Raw genomic sequence first — 19,114 nt, forward strand, 5'->3', positions numbered from 1 at the left:
GGCGCCAATGTCGCCCATAAACCGAGGCTGGCCGACGTAGACGGCAGAAAACCTTCAGCAAGGAGAAATTACGCGAGTTTCCACACACCCTCGGCTCTGGGCCGTCGTTCAGCCCTGTTTCGTCCAAAGACCGCTTCCAGTCGCTGAAAACCCTTGCGATGATCTACACTACAGAAGATGAGCAATAAACTGCGCCCCGGGAATGACCGCTTCCGGGCAGCTGTTCCAACCCTATCCGCCGCTCTGCCGCATGGCGGCTCCGGGCCCAAACAGGACTTTCAAAGTTACTTGAGCAAGCCGGAATCCAAGAAGGTTATTGTTTTCAGAAGATTGCAAAGAATTGTTGGCCGCACTTGACTATTAACTCAATTTTTATCGCATTATTGACGCAATAGTGAGCTGGCGTGGTTACGGAGGTTGATTGATGCTCATCGTTTTGAGTCTTTACTTCGGCTTGATTTGGTTAGTGTTTTCTAAACTCAAATGGCTTCCGTGGAACGGCTTCTGGAAAACGGTGATCTATGGTGGCGCTGCAGTAATTGCCCTTGTGGTCTTGGGAGCTCTCAACCACACAACGCCGACAGGGCCGGTTTCAGTTCAAGGAATTGAGACAAACATCGCACCTAACGTTTCCGGAACTGTTGTCGAGGTGGCTGTCGAGGCCAATCAATCCGTTAATGAAGGTGATCTACTCTTCAAAATCGATCCCGAAGTGTTTGCAGCTGAAGTATCACGCCTTGAGGCTTCTCTTGAAACAGCTAAGGCTTCGGCAGATCAGTTGCAGACTGATCTCGCTGCAGCCGAAGCAGAAATCGAGTCGTTGAATGTCCAACTACTCTTCGGGCAGCAAAGGCGTGACGACATCATCCAATTGGAAGAACGAGGTGCATCGACGACATTTCAACTCCAAGAAGCCGTTGCGACGATTGATCAATTGACCGCTAGTATCCGCGCAGCTGAAGCACGCAAGAAGGGGCTGGAGCGTCGAATTTCTGCTACTATTGATGGTCGAGACGCCGCAATTGTCGAAGCTGAAATGGCTTTGGAACAAGCCAAATGGAGTCTTGAAGAGACAGAGGTTCATTCACCAGGAAATGGTGTCGTTGCTGCTGTAACACTAAGACCCGGAAATCGCGCCACCACTTTTCAAGGTGCGATAACCTTTATTGATCCGTTGGATTTCGCCATTGTAGCCTCCCTCCCGCAATCCAGTCGTCAAAATGTGAATATCGGAGACGAGATCAGGTTGGCACTGCGTACACGGCCGGGGGCAGAACTCTCGGGAATCATTGTCGCTATGCCAGTTGGATCTGCCGAGGGGACACTGGATCTGCGCGCAGGCCTTCCTTCAATCCGAGAGCTTGCTGGTATTTCCAGCTACCCGGTGTTGATCGAGTTATCTGACGTTTCAGGTCTTGAGTCGCTACCTTTTGGTACATCAGGTACAGCCTTGGTAATGACTGAAGAAGCAGGCGCAATAGGAATCCTTGCCGAAATTCTATTCTGGGTAACCAAACAGCTGAACTATCTTTAGCTGGTGGCCGCAATGAAACTTTCCTTTACCCTCACTATAGGCGGCTACGCCCGCAGAGCCGTCGATCTATGAAATCTGGCGAATGTTTGCCTTGAGCCCGAAGCTGCCGATTAAATGACGCGCAATGACCGTCGGCTGTGAGCGGATACCTACTCATTCGGATGGCGTGAAGCGAGCGCCACTAGAATCTATCATCGCAACAGGTCACGGAGAGGTGGGAAAACTCCCAGAATGCAAAGGACAATTAGGCCGAAGGCGGCGGTGAAGTATACGAGGTTTGCTTCATGTTTCGGCCAAACCACAATGCCGCACACCAGCTGCTCGCAGTGAAAAAGGCGGACCTTCAACTCTTGGTCGGCAGTGCCGACGTAGCCGTCATAGCGTTCAGCAGTTCGACTCTTACTCCACTCAACAAAACTGACCTCGAGCCAGCGTTCGATCCCGAGTTCGTCTTCGAAGTGAAGCATCAGCGCTTCGACGCTTTCGGCCGACTCAAATCTTAGCTCGCGACCGTCTGGACTTTCACTGTACACAGTCGCCGAAATGGGAAGCTCGACTTTTTCCTTTTCAAGATGGGCTCCAATCACCTCAATTAGGATCGGCAGCGCAATTGCACATGGCAAGGCGACAAGCCCGAAAACCAATGCACCGCGCGACGCCCATCCTCCAAAGTAGCCAAGCTTGTGGAACCACCACGCAAAGAAGAAGCCGACGAAGAAAGGTATGCCGAGCATCGGCCGTAGCATGCCCAGGAGGAAGAGTGGCTCTACAAGGACAATGCACGTTGCGAAGAACAGGCCTATTGCGAGCGTTACCACGACCATGGCAACTTCGGTTCTCATGACCTACCTCCGACTTTGGTTAGCGAAGAGGTTATATGAACTCGAACCGGGGGAAATTGATGCAACTCAACATTACCGTTTAGCATAACTAGTTCTCACGAGATTTGAGTTCGCGCAAGGTGCCTAAGGCCCACTTTGTCCGCTCTCCCGACCTCAGGTCACGCAACTAACTCGCGGGCGCAGTGAATGTTTCTTCTAACGGGCCACATCGCAGCGACGGTGAACAGGGTCGAATGGCAGGAATGGGCCGGACTGTCACTTTTGCGGTATGACAGAATGTAGAAATCGCCAATGGTGGAGGGCATTCTCCCTGCCGCTTTCCTTTCGTGGGCCAGCGGGACTTGGACAAGCCAAACGCCCCTAGCCGTCAGGGTGAGGACGTTGCCCTCCCCCTCGGGCAACTCTTTTAAACAGGGCCGTGTCCTCGGATTTGCCTGCGGGCCGCACCACCCCTGTCGAATAGCGTTGCCTCGCCCCCTCCCGCGTTCGCCTTGTGGCAGATTAGCAGGAACAGGCAGCTTCGCTTTCTGACCTACAAATCAGCTCTGATCTTCCGAAAGGGAAGTCAGATCAAACCAAACTGCCTGCGGGAGTATGAACTGGGGGCGGCGTGTTAGTTGATGACGCAAAGGTCAAATTCAACTGACATCCAACATCGGGCGTGCCATCTGATGTCGAACGTTCACCTAGTTTCTGGTCCAACTATGACGGTTGGGTCAGGTTCGTGTGACTTTCAACATTATGTGTGGAATGTCACTGATTTCTGACACAATCGACTTCCAAAACCTCAACAAATCGATAAATCGCGTCATTCAATTCTGATCCTGTAAAGATAGCTGCCATTCATCAACGCTGCGGCTAGGGTCCGCAGCGAGCGCAGTTTGACGTATACTGCGCTATGCCCCAACGACGGCAAGGCGCAGATAAAGCGGACGTTTCAAAGTCCTGTCTCCTACCTCATTCGCCTATTGACGCAACCCTTTTTCCGAGTGCGATTACCTCGTATTAGAAAACGATCCGTGTTCTTAGGCCGAACAGGGTAATTTGGTCCTGATCAGGGTTCAGAAGCGGGTCAGAAATGAACTGCAGTGACGGCGTGATCTGCAGCCCAGGTGAGATCGAAAAACGGTAGAATGCCTCGAGCGTGAATTGATCGCCGTCTATGCCTCTTGCCTCGGCCCAGTTCAGGCCCACACCGGCCAGATCGGTGTTGCGACCATAATAGCCCAGACCGGCAGAAACCGACCGCTCATAAAGCGCTGCGGTCCCCTTTGAAGCCCCTGCGCGGAAAAACGGCATCCACTTATTGTCAACAAACCATGCAGCAGAAAAAGCAGCACCGTAGTCCTCTGCTCGGCTACCATCGTCAGCGGCATCCGCATGCCAAAAGGTCAAATGGATATTGTCGAAGTAGATGCGATCAAAGCCGGAGGTGTAACCAAGTTCGAGTGATTTGAAGAGATTGCCATCGTTAAATACATCGAAATTTGGATCAGACGGGTCGGCGTTTGCGTCTGAGACGCTCGCAACGGCGTAGAGGTTCTCGCTCAGCTTTATTCCACCGGCAATGCCAAGTCCTTGGTTGGGCGCGTTAATTGTCGGGTTGGTATTGAATGACAGGTTTTGGAAACCACTGTAGGGGCTTACCAACCCGTAGATATCCACGAAATCCGTTACATCAATCTGCCCGACTTGCAGCGTCCACGAACCGTTCTCGGCCCTTTGGGTCCAGAACAGGTTGGTCAATAACAAACCATTATCGTTGAAGGCTGTCCCTGTGATCGAAAGGGCTCCACCATCCAGCCCAAGGATTTGCGGAGCAACATCGGTGTAACTGTGCCTGTCTTCGATCTTGAATGTCAGAGAACCCCGTTCAGTTGCCTGCCAAGTCCCGTAGAAACGCGCAATGCCGCTGGCCGCTTCGCCGGTTCCCAGATCAGAGTTTGTGGTTTGGCCCAACGCCAAGTAATCAATGTTGAACCGAAACCCACCCTCGGCCAGCCGGTCTTTCCACCCGAACCAACCCGGTGCGATATTGCGTGGGAAATCAGAACGATATTGTGGATCGGTCAGGCCATCTCCGGGCTGTAGATCAGCTTCGACCGAAGATGGACCGGATAGTCCCTGAGCCGAGGCCGTGCCAGTGACAGCAATACTCAGTGTAGCAACCAGAAGTCTTATCATTCAGGCGCCTTTGCCCCACCGGTTTTGCGGTTGCCTGCCGCGCGGATGCGGTCAGCGGCACGCTGCTTCCATTCCAGCCTGTCCGCCTTGGTTTCGAGCGTTTCGACACGTTCCGTTTCCAACTGGAAGGTCGCATTCATAGGCATCAGGCCATCCACAACCATCATATTTTGAATAGAAGGGTCGATAGTCAGCATGCCCGTCAGCCGAACGGGTTCATGGAAATAGCTGGGCGTCCAGTCCCCGTTCAACCGCACACGGATCATCTGGTTGGGCGGAGGTGGAGGCATGTGACTGCACATCCCTCTTTCTGGCACCAGATAAGCCACAGGTCGACCGTCCGGATCACTCGGAGCAGGTATGGCAAAGCCCGCCAGTGTGATTGTTTTACCATCAAATTGCGGATTTCCGTTTGTCCCAGCCTTTCTTCGACGCTCCATTACGACTTCGCGCTGATCGAGCAGCCAGTCGATATCAATTCCATCAGCAGCCAAGGCATCCTCGGTCTCGGTCAAAAGCGATTGCCACTTTTGCCGTTCTTCTTCGCTGCCACCATCCTGCTGCAGCCTGCCACGCAGTCGAACGACGTAAAGAACATCGTCAAATTGTTCAGGACTAAGATCTCGATAAGGGTCTTCAAAGACCTGCGCAGATGGGGCTGGCAGGTCGGCCCAATCTAATGCGGTTTCAGGCGTGGCCGTGGCAACATGACCGCACAAAACCAACCCTGCGAATACTGCGGAGCAAAACCAATTTCGCATGAATGCTCTCCGGCTGCTTTATCTGGTCAATCCAGTGTGTTTTTGTAGATCACACCGTCCTTCATGATCAGTCGGATCGTCTCGGGGCTTTCGGGCCTCGGGTCGGCACCGAACCACTGATCGCCCGTACCAACGACCGAGAAATCCTCGAGCGGGTTACCGTCGATCAGCAGGATATCCGCATAGGCGCCTTCTTCAATCACACCCAGTTTCCCAGCGGTATACGGGTTCATGAAGTCACCTGACAAAGCGACCACCTCGCCACCCGTCGATGTCAGCGTGACCATGGATGTGTAGGGCCCGAAAAACTCGTTGTTCAGGTGCTTTTCGTAGGCAATCTGGATATTGCAGGCCTCAACCGAACCAACACAGTCAGTCTGGAACCCTCGCTTCACCGGACATTCCTTCATATTGTCGATGTAGCCTGCAAATGTTGCCGATGCAGACTTGGCTTTGGCAAGGCTCGACGGGACGTTTGCCACTGCCGGAATATCGAGCAGCCCGGGATCGAAGGCCGTCAGGTTGGTGGTAATGTATGCGCCTTTTTCGTTCATGACCTGGGCAATTTCACAGTCAAACGAAAAGCCGTGCTCGATGGACATGACGCCTGCATCAAGCGCACTCAGGATCGCTTCCTTGCGGTACGAATGCGCCATGACATAGCTGCCATACTCATTGGCGACTTGCACAGCGGCCCTGATTTCCTCAGGCGATCCGGCCAGTAGTTGCCATGGGTCAAAGGCCGAAACGACACCGCCGGATTGCATGAACTTCAACTGGGTCGCACCCATTCGGAAATTGTTGCGCGCAAACCTATAGACGTCGTCGACACCGCTCACCTCCTGCGCCAAGTTCAGACGGCTCATGTTGGTCTCTGAGCCCGGTGGAGCGGTGAAATTCGCGAAATCAGCATGACCGCCGCGCGTTCCGATAAATGCACCGGACGGAAAGTAACGCGGTCCTTCAATTTGGCCTGCGTCAATTGCGCGGCGCAGCCCGCCATTGGCGCCACCTGCATCCCTGACTGTGGTGAAGCCCTGCATCAAATACATCTCGGCCATCCGCGCACCGTGTATGGCAAAGTCTTCCCACGTTGTGTTGGCCTCCATCGCAGGCAGGGTCGGGCCCATCAGCATCAGGTGCGCGTGCAGTTCGATAAACCCGGGGGTCAGTGTCCGCCCCTCTCCGTCAATAACCGTGGCATTGGGGGCATCGATCGCATCGGTTGATACGGCCTTAATCAGGTTGCCCTCGACCAATACGCTTGCATTCTCGATACGCTGTTCATTCACGCCATCGAAAACATGCACGTTGGTAAACAGCGTTAGGGGTTCTTCTTGATCCTGAGCCTGCGCGGACGTTGACAAAGAAAGACCTGCAGCGACAATAGCCGTCGAGCAAAGCGACATTCGTAGACCGGACATAAGTACTCCCTTCATATTCCTGTTTTGCCAACTGTAGCCCGGAAAGTTTTGCCTCGGTTGCCAGTTTCGCATTAGGATGTTCGAATGTGACCACAAAAATGGCCACTGAGCACAGCATTTGACCCTGAAAGGGTGACGAGAATGCCATTCAACTCCACCTCTCAAGAACATAGCGAGGGCTTTGTTCGCCTCTCATTGGCTGCTCCGTTTCTGCGGCATCTCACTGACCGGGACATCAATCCTCAACCCGCCTTGGATCAAGTCGGCTTGAAAGCCGAACTGCTGTCCGACCCATCGGTCTACGTCCATTCGGAGTTGGTCTACGGCCTGTTAAATGCCTTCTCGGACTTGTCCGGGGATCGATACCTTGGACTGAATGTCGGGGAGACGTTTGACCTGCAAGAATGGCCACCGTTCGCTCAAGCCCTGCAGTCTACAAAAACGCTGTTCGAGTTTTTTACGCGCTTCGTTGGGCTTGTACCGCAGGAGTCCAATTCTGTGCGGCACAGCCTTGTTATCGAAGCAGACAAAGCGACTTATCGTATCAAGAGGCAACAGGAACCAACTGTCCCACCCATTCAGGTGACCGGTTTTGGTGCCGCAATCTACGTACGCCTATTACAAACCGTCGTCGGAGATTCATGGGATGCTTCTCGTGTGCGATGGGAAAGCAGATATATCAATGGCCTGCCTATCGACTACAAAGGGATCGAGGTTGGCCTTGGGACTGATCCCGGAATGCAAATTAGTTTTCCAGTGGAATGGTTGTTTTTGCGCCATGTTTCTGAGGGCTCTGCCAAACACATAACCTCACCGCGACGAGATCAAGACGTAACCGTGGTGGCAGCCTTGCGATCTGTCTTACGCGACAAACTGGATGAAACCGATTTGGGGCCGGAGGTAGTGGCCGGTTTGTTGGGAATACAACCTGAACGGTTTCTCAAAGCGCTTCAGAAACAAGGCACAACGCTACCCCGCGAAATCAAACGGCTGCGTGTCGATGTCGCCAAAGAGCACCTCATAGAAGACCAGATGACAATTGCGGAGATTGGTCTGTTGCTCGGTTATTCTGACAAGTCCCATTTCACTCGCTTCTTCCGAGGTCAGACCGGAATGACACCGACCAAGTTCCGAAACAAACAAATGTGCTAAAGCAAAAAACGAGTGATTAAAAGAAGTTGCTCTATTGGGACCAGCTTGGAGAACTCGCGGTGCGAATTTAAACAAAACAGGCAGCGGCTTAAAGGGGTCGGTTACGATCGTCAAAACAACTGCTGCAACTGGCGGTGCCGTTGTGTACCGCGGAGTTTATGAAGCTTGGTTCCGAATGTCCGACTTGGCTGGATGCGGTTATTTCAGCGGTGAAAGCGAATTACTGTTATGTCCCGCACGGCGGACGTTGCCCCTTATTGTGAACCCAGAGTCCAAACTCTGGGATTCTGTCTCGCCTCATCCTTGACGTGAACAACATAGATCGCACAGCCAAAGATCGCGCAGAAAATCAGCAAGTTCACAGCCAAGGCCCTGAATACACCACGGCGGTAATTCCGCCCCTTCCACGTGCCCTTGAAATCATCCGGCTTGCGGGACCTCGGGTTGGTATGCTCGAAGCTTCTGGCCATGGATGCTCCCTATTGTTGAACTTCAATTATCCGCTTTGAGTCCCAAGCTGCCATAAACGAAAATGCTAAATGTTTCCATTCAGCGAAGGCCGAAAGCAGCGCAAGACGTCGGTCAAATACGACGAGCGCAAATACATATGTCGAAACAGCATAGAGATATTGTTTGGCAGGCTTAAGGGTTAGAGGCGCTCGGCCATCCGCTATGACCTCTGCACCAAGATCTTCCTCTTAGCAACAGTCATCTACTGTTTATGACTCCTGGCCCCAAGTTTTTTTAGTAATTTTTCGGAAACAATAAGACTGTTGAAACCTGAATTGATGCGACCAAATAGCCAAAAGCTTCTTACAAATCACGTAATTTCGGCAATGCAATTTACCTTTAAAAAACTGCCTCTAAGCTAATAGTCCGTTTTGAAACTAGGAGAGCAAAGTTTAGAGTGCCGAATTTACCATCTCCTTTCCAATACCTTTTTTTGGCAGCCGCAGTTATTATTCCTACATCGGCGCTGGCTGGCTTTTCTCTTGTTTTATCGAATGCCACCGACAGTGAAATCGGGCGACTTGCCTTCGAGGTGTTTTGGGTTGGTGAAGAATCAAACGCGCCAACATTCATTAATTTTTTACTCCTTATTGTATCCAGCGGCTTCATTGCTTTGGCGGCCGCGCAGGCATTTTCCGATAGGAATCCGTGGCGCTGGCATTGGCTTGGTCTTGCGGTTGTAGTTCTTCTCGCGGCGTTCGACGATGCTGCTCAGGTACATGAGCCAGTTGGTACCTACCTAACGAAGGGGATTGAAGGGAGCGGGTTGTTCGCGTGGGAGTGGGTCTACTACGGTTTCGCGGTTGTTGCGATACTCGTGCTGCTTGGATTTCGTTTTGTGGTGTACGGCATGGATGCTGCACCAAGGCGATATCTAGTCCTTGGTGCACTCGTCTATTTTGGCGCTGCACTTGGGTTAGAGATGGTTTCAGCCTTCATGTGGTTTCACGAAATGGACAACGGCCGTTACGTGACACTGCTTGAGGAAACCTGCGAAATGTTCGGTGCCGCGCTTTTTGGAGCCTGCGGACTGAGGCAATTGATGCCGGTGCCAGAAGCCAGAAAGGCGACGCACACTTCTTCTCAACCCAGATTTGGCACTGCCCGCGAGACTACAAGGTTCTAGGTCAGTGGAAATACGAGAGGTGCCCAGAAGTGGCGGCATTCATGAAATGGTCGCACTTACCAATGACCGTTCAGCCCGCACAGTGGTCGTTCACTTCGACTAATCGTGCCACGAAGGAGCGAACGGCGTGTGTGGATGGCTCCTGCATAGCAAGACATTTTTGATTAGATTTGTGCACTTGTCAGAAGCAGTCATGTGTCCGGCCTGTTTGCGCGGATTTGAACGCTGGCCCTGATGGGTTCCGCAAACCAAGGTCCTATCAGCTTTGCGGGCTGTCATGCCCGCGCCATTCGGCGGAGTGTCCTGGTTTTGGCGGTAGACTTATGCACCATTATCTCGCGGGTCTTGCTAACTCGATGTATCTTTCGTTTTAGACAGCGGCGCGTGGGCTGTAAGGTTCGTTTCGGGTGAGCACCGCCCAGACGATCCGGGCGGTCTTATTGGCCATAGCGACAGTTGCAACCCGCGCGGTCTTGCGTTCGAGCAGTGATGTCAGCCACTTGCTGGCACGTTCGGGGTGAGACCGTGTTTGTCGAACGAGTGATGTCATGCCGACGACAAGCAGAGAGCGCAAATATTGATCACCCATCTTGGTGATCCGCCCCAGCTTCTCCTTGCCGCCGCTGGATTTGTTTGCAGGGGTCAGACCCAGCCAGGCAGCAAACTCCCGGCCGTTTCGGAACTGGTGCCCATCGCCGATGCTGGCGATGATCGCAGACGCCGTTACGGCACCCACGCCCGGGATCGTGCGCAACAAGCGCACCCGTTCATCTTCTTTGCCCACTTGCTTCAGACATTCCTCGTATCATCGGACCCGCCTATGCAGAGCCATGAGTTGTTCGGACAGGTTACGGATCACCTCGTTGGCGATGTCTGGCAAGTCGGGCACTTCGCCAATAGCGATATTTTCTGCAAAACCAATGACGCGCGCCAGCCCTCTTGGGATGTAAATACCGAACTCAGCAACTAAGCCACGCAAGCCATTGATCAGTTAGGTCCTTTGGCTGACCAAAAGATCGCGCGCCCGATGCAGCGACAGAAGAGACTGTTGTTCGGCGGTCTTAATCGACACAAAACGCATGGTTGGTCGGGTCACAGCCTCGCAAATCGCCTCGGCATCAATGGCATCTGGCTTTCCGCGTTTGACGTAGGGCTTCACATACATCGGGGGAATCAACCGAACCTCATGGCCCAGATTCGTGAGTTCGCGGGCCCAATGATGTGCGCTGCTGCAGGATTCCATGCCGATTAGAGAGGGCTCCAACTTCGCAAAGAACGGCAGAAACTGCGCCCTCCTTTGCGGCTTGTTGCACACCACTTCTTCCGGAGCGGTGATCCCATGGACTTGGAAACCGTTCTTGGCCAGATCAACGCCAATTGTGGTGACTTGCATGGGGTGGCTCCTCTCATAACCAAACTTTGACACCTGGACTATGGCGCCTTGCGACGCCGGTTGAAGCAGGAGCCATCCACCCCATCAGGTTTGTCCGCACTGCTGACGTCCGAGCTAATTTGACCAACCCAAATCGATTGGTGGTACGTTCGATCCCAAGCCTCAGTTCGATCTTTTTAATGCAATAAGATTAGGTCACTGGAGTGGACCGCGCAGTCGGTTCTTAGGCTTCTGTGGTATCGTCTGTCAGGAGCACCCGATAGCGCATCTCTCTGGTAGGGTATCTGTTTGCCTCCAATCAGTCGCTAAGTCGATTTGTTCTATGCCTTCGACAACGCCGTCCTTTGATCTTCGAAGAGCTTTAGCAGTACCATCCAAGGAGTTTCGGGTTTCCAAGCTTAAGTCACCGATACCGCCAACAGCGTGATGAAGCATGTTGTCTAAACAGATCGCTAGCGCGTTCGCTTCCATTGCGAGGCCAAGAATGTCGTCGCAGATGTCTTTGGGAGATTCTTTCACCATCTCGTTTCCTTTCTAATTTGGTGTTTGAGAACCCGACACTCGCAGGACAGCGCATGGGTAGTTCGAGTTCAGAAACGAAAAAGAAAAGACATCGGAAATACACCATATGTTGGGCAAAATGTGGGGCAGAAAAACTCAAAGTCCCAGTTTTGCTTTATTTTACATGATGTTGGGCTTACCAAGTGGCGGACCGAGGAGGATTCGAACCCCCGACCCCTTGATTCGTAGTCAAGTACTCTATCCAGCTGAGCTATCGGTCCGCGTTGGTGAGGCGGTGTTTAGACCTAGCTCTGGGGAGGTGCAAGGCGATTCTTCAAAAAAAGTCTAAAAAGTCACGTCACCCCGAGGCAGCCGAAATTCAAAGGTGGTTCCCTCAGGGCCTGTCTCTTTCAAAACCAGATCGCCGCCATGTCCGCGCACCAGCTCTTGCGAGATAGCAAGACCAAGACCCGATCCTCCTTTACGGACCCCGCCCTGAAACGGTGTGAACAGGTTTTCACGCGCTTTGGGTGGCAAGCCGGGACCGTTATCCTTGATTTCGATGCACCAGTCATTTTCACCCGCATAGCCGGTAATCGTAATTTTTCCGGGTTTTCCGGACGCAGCCAGCGCTTGAAAGGCGTTTCTCACCAAATTCATCATGACGCGGAAAATCTGCTCTGGGTCCGCGCGCGCCACAAGGTCCTTTGGCACGTCGTTGACAATCTCGACGCAGGCATCGCCGATGGCGAGCTTCTCGCTGGACACCACGTCTTCGGCCACATCGCGCAGGGGCACCATTGTCAGGGTGGGTGCGGGTTCTTCGGCGCGGCCAAAGGCCAGCGTACTTTCGCACAGGGACACAGCCCGCGTGATCGAGTTCACCAGTTTCGGTGCCATTCGCCGCACCAAGGGGTCGTCACTGGTTTCGATCCGGTCAGTGAACAACTGCGCCGAGGTCAGGATATTTCGGAGATCATGGCTGACCTTGGCGACCGCACCCCCCAGTTGTGCCAGACGTTCACGCTGTTTCAGGGCTTGGGTCAGTTCTGTCTGAAGTTTCTGAAGCGCCTCTTCAGCCTCACGCAGTTCGGTCACTTTTGAATTGGGCGAGATGATACCACGCGCGTCCTCTGGCGCGCCCGCATATCGCTGCATGTAGCCCACAACGCTTTTGATTGGTTTCACCAAGACCACGCGAACGGCAAGAAACAGGAAAAACGCGGTGATAATCGAGATGACAAAGGACAGGCCCAGAATGCGTAGCCCATAGTCGGTCATCGCGGCACGCAGCGGCATGCTGTCTATGGTGACCTCAATCAACAGACCTGCATCTTTTACCGGCTCACCAATAACCCGAATGACTTCGTTTTCCGGGGTGAACAAGCGCGACAGAGCATCCTTGATCAGAATCCACGGCCCGGCGTCGCGCAGGTCGTAGGTATGGGCGATGGGCTCGGGAATGGGTGAGGACAGCATCAGCTGACGCACCTCGTCGCGCCGCAACACCACATTGTAGACACCAGCATTGGCCAAAAGCTCGGCCTCAAGTTCTTGTGCCAGCATGTCGTCGGCCAGCAGGGCCAATGAAGCGATCTGGGCGCGCTCAAGCCGATTGAGCAGGAAATCTTCGCGGAACCGCGCAATTGAGGGTACAAAAATCAGGACTTCGGCCAACATTACGAAGACCGTGGTCAGGATCAGAAATCGGCCCGACAGCGAGTTCAAATTGCGCCCCCTTTCCGATCAGGGCATCCAGCGTTGGATAAACCCGACCACGCGTTTAACTGTCTGATTCTCAAACAGCCTTGGGGTGAAATAGGCTCCCGCGACGCGTTTGTTAAGCTCTCCGATCGTCGGATAGGGCGAAACCATTGCGGCGATCTGCCCCATTTTGAGGTTATTTGCCAAAGCCAACGACCACAAGTTGATCAACTCTCCGGCCTGATGGCCAACAATCGTGGCACCCACCGGGCGGCCCTTTACGACCATGACCTTGATGAAACCTTTAGTCTTCCGCTCCGAGATCGCGCGGTCGTTGTGGTGATAGTCAAAGCGCGCAATCTCGACCTTGTCGCCATGTTTATCACGTGCCTGCGCTTCGGTCAGTCCGACCTGCGCCAGTTCCGGGTCGGTATAGGTGGCCCATGGAATATGCGCCGTTTTGACCTTTGACGGCAAACCAAACAGGGCCGAGCGGATGATGACCCCGGCGTGATAGCCCGCCACATGGGTGAATTGCATGCCACCCGCGACATCACCGATAGCATAGACTTTCGGGTTCGTGGTGCGCAGAGACGCATCCACCTTTATCCCGGCGCGGGTCGGCTCGATCCCTGCGGCCTCAAGTTTCAAGCGGTCTGTATTGGCCTTACGCCCGGCCGCCAGCAACAAATGTGAACCCGAGAATACTTCTCCGTTCTCGGTCACAACTTCAACGACGCCCTTGTTGTCGCGGATCTGTGCGACCGTCGCATTTTCATGAATGGCCACGCCCTCGGCACGAAGTGTATCCAGCACAACAGCGGCCGCCTCGGGGTCGTCCTTGCCCAGCGCTTTCTGGCCTTCAATCACGGTCACGTCACATCCAAGACGGATATGCGCCTGCGCCATTTCCATGCCGATTGGACCACCACCGATTATCAGAAGGTGCTCAGGCCTTTCGCGCAGATCGAAAATCGTCTCATTGGTGAAGTATGGAACCTGCTCCAGCCCCGGAATCGACGGCACCAAAGGCGACGAGCCCGTGGCAATGACAATCCTGCGTGCCGTAATCAGCTGATCACCAGCCTGTACCTGGGTCCGAGAGACGAAGCTGCCATATTCACGGATCACCGTGACACCGAACCCCTCAAACCGTTCCTGGCTGTCCATTGGCTCGATCTGGGCGATCACGTCATGAACGTGATCCTTAGCGGCCGCGTAATCCACCTGCGGGACAACATCTGCAACGCCAAGTGCAGAGGCGTTTGCCTGACCATGGGCCGCTTTGCCACTGGCGATCAATGCCTTGGACGGCACACAGCCGAAATTCAGACAATCGCCGCCCATTTTGTGGCCTTCCAGCAGGACGACCTTCGCGCCCATCTGGCTGGCACCTGCGGCCACGGACAAACCGCCCGACCCAGCCCCGATCACCAGGATATCCGTTTTCAGGTCTTTCATGAAATCAGACGCCCTTTTTGCCGCGCAGAGCTTTGATGGCAATCGGTAACGCGGCCAGCGCGCACAGACCCAGAATGGGGCCAATCACAAACGGCTCCCACAACAGCGAGACATCCGGTGTTTCACCCCGGTCGAACACGCCACCCAACCCCACACCGATCCAGGTGTAGACGATGCCACCAGGAATAATGCCCAGCGCCGTGGTGATCAGAAAGTTGCGGAACTTCACGCCAACCAGCGCCGGCACTAGGTTGGCCACGAAAAATGGCACAACGGGAACAAGGCGCAACAGAAACAGAACCGGGATTTCGTTCTCGTGCAGGCCGTCCTTGAGTTTCTTGACCGTCCCCTCCGAGGATTCCAGCCGTGCTGTCAGCGATTCACCCAAGCCCCACCGCGCCGCCAAAAAGATTGCAGACGCACCTATCGTGGCGGCGAAAACGTTGAAAACGGTCCCTGAAAATAAGCCGAACAGGAACCCGCCGGTCATCGAGGCCACGGCCGCGCCTGGCAGCGAAAAGGCGACAATCAGGATGTAAACAGAGACGAAACCAGCAGCCAGCAACCAAAAATGCGTATCACGCCAAACCAACAGCGCCTCGCGGTTGTCGCGCAGCGTCTCAAATGTCAGGTAATCGCCAAGCGTGAAAAAGCCCACCGTGGCAACGGTGAGAATCACCAGCAAAGGAATGTGTCGCGCAAGCCCGCTGCGTCGGGCCTGGGTAATATCGCTCATGGAACTGTCCGGTTTTTTGCGTTTCATTAGAACACAACATGCGACGTCGAGGGGCCAAGCAACAGGGACTTCACGCCGCCTTGATGTCTGCGACCCTTAAAGTGACGGTATTGGGCCCTAAACCCCACGTTTTGAAACCTTTTGCGGGGTGTGGTTACAGAATTGTTGCAAAAGGCGCCAAAACCCCCACCTAGGGGTTTGACTTAGCTCCCGCTACCCAGTAGAGGACGGGCTTCGAACACCACGGGCAGGCGAATCCGCGCTGCACCCGACCGCATAGATTGGAGACGGAGCGATGAAACGCACCTATCAGCCTTCGAACCTGGTTCGCAAACGCCGCCACGGTTTCCGCGCGCGCATGGCCACCAAGGCCGGCCGCAAGATCCTGAATGCACGCCGCGCCCGCGGTCGTAAATCGCTGAGCGCGTAACCCGCTCACCGATCAGGTTATGAACATGACGCCGCCGGAGGCCCCTGTGGATGGTAAGAACCACCCCGGGGATATGCCCCCGGCGGCGTCCGTTTGCGCACCCGAACCCTTGACTGTGCTCAGGAAACGGTCTGATTTCCTGAAAGCCGCGCGCGCGTGCAGACAGGGCACATCCTCGATGATGGTACAGGCCCGCAAACGTGCGCCCGATGAGGCGAACGGAATTCGCGTTGGCTTTACCTGTTCCAAAAAGGTTGGAAATGCAGTCGCCCGCAACCGCGCCAAGCGCAGGCTGCGCGAGGCCGCGCGGGCTGTTCTGCCCGTCAACGGCCAGGACGGGTGGGATTACGTACTGATTGGCCGAGCTGAGGTGACTGCCGCTCGTCCGTTCGACTTGCTGGCTGCGGATTTGCGATATGCCCTGCGTAAAATCCACGGGGCCGGAACATGACTCTGCTTGCGCGTATTTTCGCCCTGCCCGTGCGAGCCTATCGGTTGGTGTTCAGCCCTTGGGTCGGCTTCAATTGCCGGTATCAGCCCACATGCTCAGCCTATGCACTGGAGGCGTTAGAGAAACACGGCGCCGTAAAAGGCGCGTGGCTGGCCGCCCGGCGGATCGGGCGCTGCCATCCTTGGGGTGGTGATGGGTACGACCCGGTTCCGGATCGCAAAGACGATCCTGCATGACCCCTAGTCAGGCTTGACCGGCGGCACCCTCCGCTGAACACTTGGACCCGAACTGCCCGAGGTCCTGATGACATCTGACGCGCGCCACTCTCTGCCCACCCATGACGTTCTGAACCAACCACCTGCACGCGGGGATCAGGACCTGTGGGCGACAGACCCGGTGCTGCAAGCGAATGTTGGATTGACCGGGGGACGCACCGACCCGCTGATTTCATACGCACAAACCATTGGCCAAGCTGAGGTGCGAGAGCTTGGCCGCGAAGCCAACCGCCATCCGCCAGAGCTGAAACAATTCGATCCCGGTGGACGGCGATTGGACGAGGTGCGGTTTCACCCCGCCTATCACCACCTGATGCGCCTGTCCCGATCCGCCGGCTACGCCACACTGCCGTGGGACGGAGAGCCGGGCGGCCATGCGACCCACGCGGCCATGGTCTACATCGCCAGCCAGATCGAACCCGGCCATTGTTGCCCGCTGACCATGACCTACGCCGCGATCCCCACAATCGCCGCCCATGGTGACATAGCGTCGGTTTGGCACCCAAAGCTGATGTCGCCCCGGTATGACCCCGCGACAAAGCCCATCGGTGAAAAGACCGGCGCTACTTTGGGGATGGCAATGACCGAAAAACAGGGCGGGTCGGACGTGCGCGCGAATACAACGCGCGCCCTGAGGGATGGCGATCACTGGAGGTTGCGCGGGCATAAGTGGTTCTGTTCGGCCCCGATGTCGGACGGCTTCCTGACACTGGCGCAGGCCCCAGAGGGATTGACCTGTTTCCTCGTCCCCCGGTGGTTAGAGGGTGAGCGCAACGCAATCCATCTGATGCGCCTGAAAGACAAGCTGGGCAACAAGTCCAACGCATCGGCGGAAATCGAATTTCACGACGCACTGGCCTTTCAGTTGGGCGAGGAAGGCGCAGGGGTCCGTACCATCCTGGAAATGGTGCATCACACGCGGCTTGACACGGCAATGGCCCCGGCTGGCCTGATGCGCGCCGCCCTGTCCGAGGCGCATCACTGGGTGACGCATCGGACCGCCTTCCAACGCCGGTTGCTGGACCAGCCCCTTATGCGTGCGGTTCTGGCTGACTTGGTGCTGGATTGGGAGGGTGCCCTGACGCTGGGGATGCGCGTGGCGCGGTCTTTCGATGGCCATACCGCCGAAGACCGAGCTTTCGCCCGGATTAGTGTTGCGCTGGCTAAGTTCCTGAACACAAAACGCTGCCCTGTGGTTGTAGCAGAAGCTTTGGAGGTGTTGGGCGGCATGGGGTATGTCGAGGACACGCCCCTGCCTCTTCTTTACAGAGAGGCTCCGCTGAACGGAATATGGGAAGGTTCAGGCAACGTGATCTGCCTTGATATCCTTCGAACCCTGTCGCGCGAGCCTTTGGCCGCGGAAGTGCTGGGGGCCGAGCTGAATGCCGCAAAGGGCGCAGATCGCGCATATGACGCCGCGCTGAGGGCGCATCGTGAGCGCTGGCCTGCCCTTCCGGCTGAGGCCGAGGCGCGCTGGTTCGCTGAACGCACTGCTTTGTTGCTAACCGCCTCTCAACTTCTGCAAAACGGCCCTGACGCGGTCGCTGATGGTTTCATCGCCACCCGCCTTTCAGGCCACAGTGGGCGCATTCCCGGATCGGTGGCCGGGCTGGACACGGACGCTCTGCTAGCGCGGTTAGGCTAACGCCGCACTTGCCCGGTCGCACCAACTGCTGTAGGGGCTGCGCATGTTTGACGACGCTGACGATATCCACCCGCTTTTTGCTGGCGCGCCCTCGACCACCGAGTTCAAGAAGCTGCGCAAACGTATCATACGCCAGACCCGCGAAGCCATCGAGCATTACGGCATGGTGGACCCGTCCGCCCACGAAAAAGATGGCAAACCACCCCGCTGGCTGGTCTGCCTGTCCGGTGGCAAAGACAGCTACACCCTGCTTGCGGTCCTCTACGAACTGAAGTGGCGCGGACTACTGCCTGTCGACCTGCTGGCCTGCAACCTGGACCAGGGCCAGCCCGGATTTCCGGCAACCGTCCTGCCCGAGTTCCTGGAACGCATGAATGTGCCGCACCGGATCGAATACCAGGACACCTATTCCGTAGTTGTAGACAAGGTTCCGCAGGGCCGCACCTATTGCGCGCTGTGCTCACGTCTGCGCCGGGGCAATCTGTACCGTGTCGCACGTGAAGAGGGGTGCTCGGCCGTAGTACTTGGTCACCATCGCGATGACATCCTAGAGACCTTTTTCATGAACCTGTTCCATGGCGGGCGTCTGGCAACGATGCCGCCAAAACTGGTAAACGAAGAAGGCGATCTTTTCGTGTTCCGCCCACTGGCCCATGTAGCCGAGGCTGATTGCGAGAAATTCGCCACCTCGATGAATTATCCGATCATCCCTTGCGATCTTTGCGGCAGCCAGGACGGATTGCAACGCCAGCAGGTTAAACAAATACTGGATCAGTGGGAAAAGAACAGCCCCGGTCGGCGGCAGGTGATGTTCCGGGCGCTCACCAACGCACGGCCCTCGCACCTGCTGGATCCGAAACTGTTCGACTTTGCCAATCTGTCGCTAAACCCACGCAAAACAGACGAAAATTCGGGCGAAATTCCCCAGCTACGTTAACGTCTCGCTCAGATTGGTTTTCTACGGTGGCTACAGACGTTCTATGCC

General features: G+C 55.3%; 16 protein-coding genes, 1 tRNA gene and 2 pseudogenes. 9 read left to right on the top strand and 10 right to left on the bottom strand.

Going from position 1 to position 19,114, the window contains the following annotated elements; genetic code table 11:
- Positions 1 to 424 precede the first annotated feature (424 nt).
- Positions 425 to 1,534 (top strand): HlyD family secretion protein, encoded by a 1,110-nt coding sequence (locus tag AVO44_RS19045; protein WP_068340651.1) that lies wholly within the window; start codon positions 425 to 427, stop codon positions 1,532 to 1,534.
- A gap of 191 nt (positions 1,535 to 1,725) precedes the next feature.
- Here AVO44_RS19045 and AVO44_RS19050 read toward each other — a convergent pair whose 3' ends face one another.
- The 4 genes from AVO44_RS19050 to AVO44_RS19065 form a co-directional block, all read right to left on the bottom strand.
- Positions 1,726 to 2,376 carry a hypothetical protein gene (locus AVO44_RS19050; RefSeq protein WP_157770054.1) on the bottom strand — a complete coding sequence of 217 codons (651 nt, stop codon included), beginning with the start codon at positions 2,374 to 2,376 and terminating at the stop codon, positions 1,726 to 1,728.
- A gap of 1,005 nt (positions 2,377 to 3,381) precedes the next feature.
- The gene (locus AVO44_RS19055; RefSeq protein ID WP_068340655.1) at positions 3,382 to 4,560 is read right to left on the bottom strand and encodes a carbohydrate porin; all 1,179 of its coding nucleotides are present in this window, start codon (positions 4,558 to 4,560) and stop codon (positions 3,382 to 3,384) included.
- Positions 4,557 to 5,321: a DUF3299 domain-containing protein gene (locus AVO44_RS19060; protein ID WP_068340657.1), complete on the bottom strand. Its 765-nt coding sequence runs from the start codon at positions 5,319 to 5,321 to the stop codon at positions 4,557 to 4,559. The genes AVO44_RS19055 and AVO44_RS19060 overlap by 4 nt, the downstream gene beginning before the upstream one ends.
- Before the next feature lie 26 nt (positions 5,322 to 5,347).
- Positions 5,348 to 6,760: an amidohydrolase family protein gene (locus AVO44_RS19065; protein ID WP_068340660.1), complete on the bottom strand. Its 1,413-nt coding sequence runs from the start codon at positions 6,758 to 6,760 to the stop codon at positions 5,348 to 5,350.
- Positions 6,761 to 6,886: 126 nt separating this feature from the next.
- Between AVO44_RS19065 and AVO44_RS19070 the strand changes: the two genes are divergently transcribed.
- Positions 6,887 to 7,897, top strand: a complete 1,011-nt coding sequence (locus AVO44_RS19070) for an AraC family transcriptional regulator (RefSeq protein ID WP_068340662.1) — start codon at positions 6,887 to 6,889, stop codon at positions 7,895 to 7,897.
- A gap of 254 nt (positions 7,898 to 8,151) precedes the next feature.
- Here AVO44_RS19070 and AVO44_RS19075 read toward each other — a convergent pair whose 3' ends face one another.
- Positions 8,152 to 8,367, bottom strand: a complete 216-nt coding sequence (locus tag AVO44_RS19075; RefSeq protein WP_068340664.1) for a hypothetical protein — start codon at positions 8,365 to 8,367, stop codon at positions 8,152 to 8,154.
- Positions 8,368 to 8,454: 87 nt separating this feature from the next.
- Here AVO44_RS19075 and AVO44_RS21385 point away from each other — a divergent pair.
- Both AVO44_RS21385 and AVO44_RS19080 read left to right on the top strand, forming a co-directional pair.
- Positions 8,455 to 8,622: pseudogene (locus AVO44_RS21385) on the top strand (IS5/IS1182 family transposase); the annotation flags it as partial.
- Between the two features lie 182 nt (positions 8,623 to 8,804).
- Positions 8,805 to 9,533 (top strand): hypothetical protein, encoded by a 729-nt coding sequence (locus AVO44_RS19080; protein ID WP_157770055.1) that lies wholly within the window; start codon positions 8,805 to 8,807, stop codon positions 9,531 to 9,533.
- Between the two features lie 370 nt (positions 9,534 to 9,903).
- Here AVO44_RS19080 and AVO44_RS19085 read toward each other — a convergent pair.
- From AVO44_RS19085 to AVO44_RS19110, 5 genes and pseudogenes are all read right to left on the bottom strand, one after another.
- Positions 9,904 to 10,926 (bottom strand): annotated as a pseudogene (locus AVO44_RS19085) (IS110 family RNA-guided transposase).
- A 705-nt stretch (positions 10,927 to 11,631) separates the two neighbouring features.
- A tRNA-Arg gene (locus AVO44_RS19095) sits at positions 11,632 to 11,708 on the bottom strand.
- A 64-nt stretch (positions 11,709 to 11,772) separates the two neighbouring features.
- Positions 11,773 to 13,155 carry a sensor histidine kinase gene (locus AVO44_RS19100; RefSeq protein WP_068340669.1) on the bottom strand — a complete coding sequence of 461 codons (1,383 nt, stop codon included), beginning with the start codon at positions 13,153 to 13,155 and terminating at the stop codon, positions 11,773 to 11,775.
- 18 nt (positions 13,156 to 13,173) lie between these two features.
- On the bottom strand, positions 13,174 to 14,592 hold the full coding sequence (locus AVO44_RS19105; RefSeq protein ID WP_068340671.1) for a dihydrolipoyl dehydrogenase family protein: 1,419 nt from the start codon (positions 14,590 to 14,592) through the stop codon (positions 13,174 to 13,176).
- A gap of 4 nt (positions 14,593 to 14,596) precedes the next feature.
- Positions 14,597 to 15,328, bottom strand: coding sequence for a TVP38/TMEM64 family protein (locus AVO44_RS19110; RefSeq protein ID WP_068340673.1), 732 nt, complete (start codon positions 15,326 to 15,328; stop codon positions 14,597 to 14,599).
- A gap of 295 nt (positions 15,329 to 15,623) precedes the next feature.
- Between AVO44_RS19110 and rpmH the strand changes: the two genes are divergently transcribed.
- From rpmH to ttcA, 5 genes are all read left to right on the top strand, one after another.
- On the top strand, positions 15,624 to 15,758 hold the full coding sequence (rpmH, locus tag AVO44_RS19115) for a 50S ribosomal protein L34 (protein ID WP_005980833.1): 135 nt from the start codon (positions 15,624 to 15,626) through the stop codon (positions 15,756 to 15,758).
- A gap of 25 nt (positions 15,759 to 15,783) precedes the next feature.
- Positions 15,784 to 16,209, top strand: a complete 426-nt coding sequence (rnpA, locus tag AVO44_RS19120; protein WP_068340791.1) for a ribonuclease P protein component — start codon at positions 15,784 to 15,786, stop codon at positions 16,207 to 16,209.
- Entirely contained in the window at positions 16,206 to 16,445 is a 240-nt protein-coding gene (gene yidD / locus AVO44_RS19125) for a membrane protein insertion efficiency factor YidD (protein WP_068340675.1), read from the top strand. Before rnpA ends, yidD begins: the two co-directional genes overlap by 4 nt.
- Before the next feature lie 67 nt (positions 16,446 to 16,512).
- Positions 16,513 to 18,129 carry an acyl-CoA dehydrogenase family protein gene (locus tag AVO44_RS19130; RefSeq protein WP_068340684.1) on the top strand — a complete coding sequence of 539 codons (1,617 nt, stop codon included), beginning with the start codon at positions 16,513 to 16,515 and terminating at the stop codon, positions 18,127 to 18,129.
- A 43-nt stretch (positions 18,130 to 18,172) separates the two neighbouring features.
- Complete coding sequence (gene ttcA / locus AVO44_RS19135; protein ID WP_068340687.1) at positions 18,173 to 19,066, top strand: tRNA 2-thiocytidine(32) synthetase TtcA; 894 nt, start codon at positions 18,173 to 18,175, stop codon at positions 19,064 to 19,066.
- Positions 19,067 to 19,114 lie beyond the last annotated feature (48 nt).

This window comes from Ruegeria profundi, assembly GCF_001507545.1.
GTDB classification, from domain to species: domain Bacteria; phylum Pseudomonadota; class Alphaproteobacteria; order Rhodobacterales; family Rhodobacteraceae; genus Ruegeria; species Ruegeria profundi.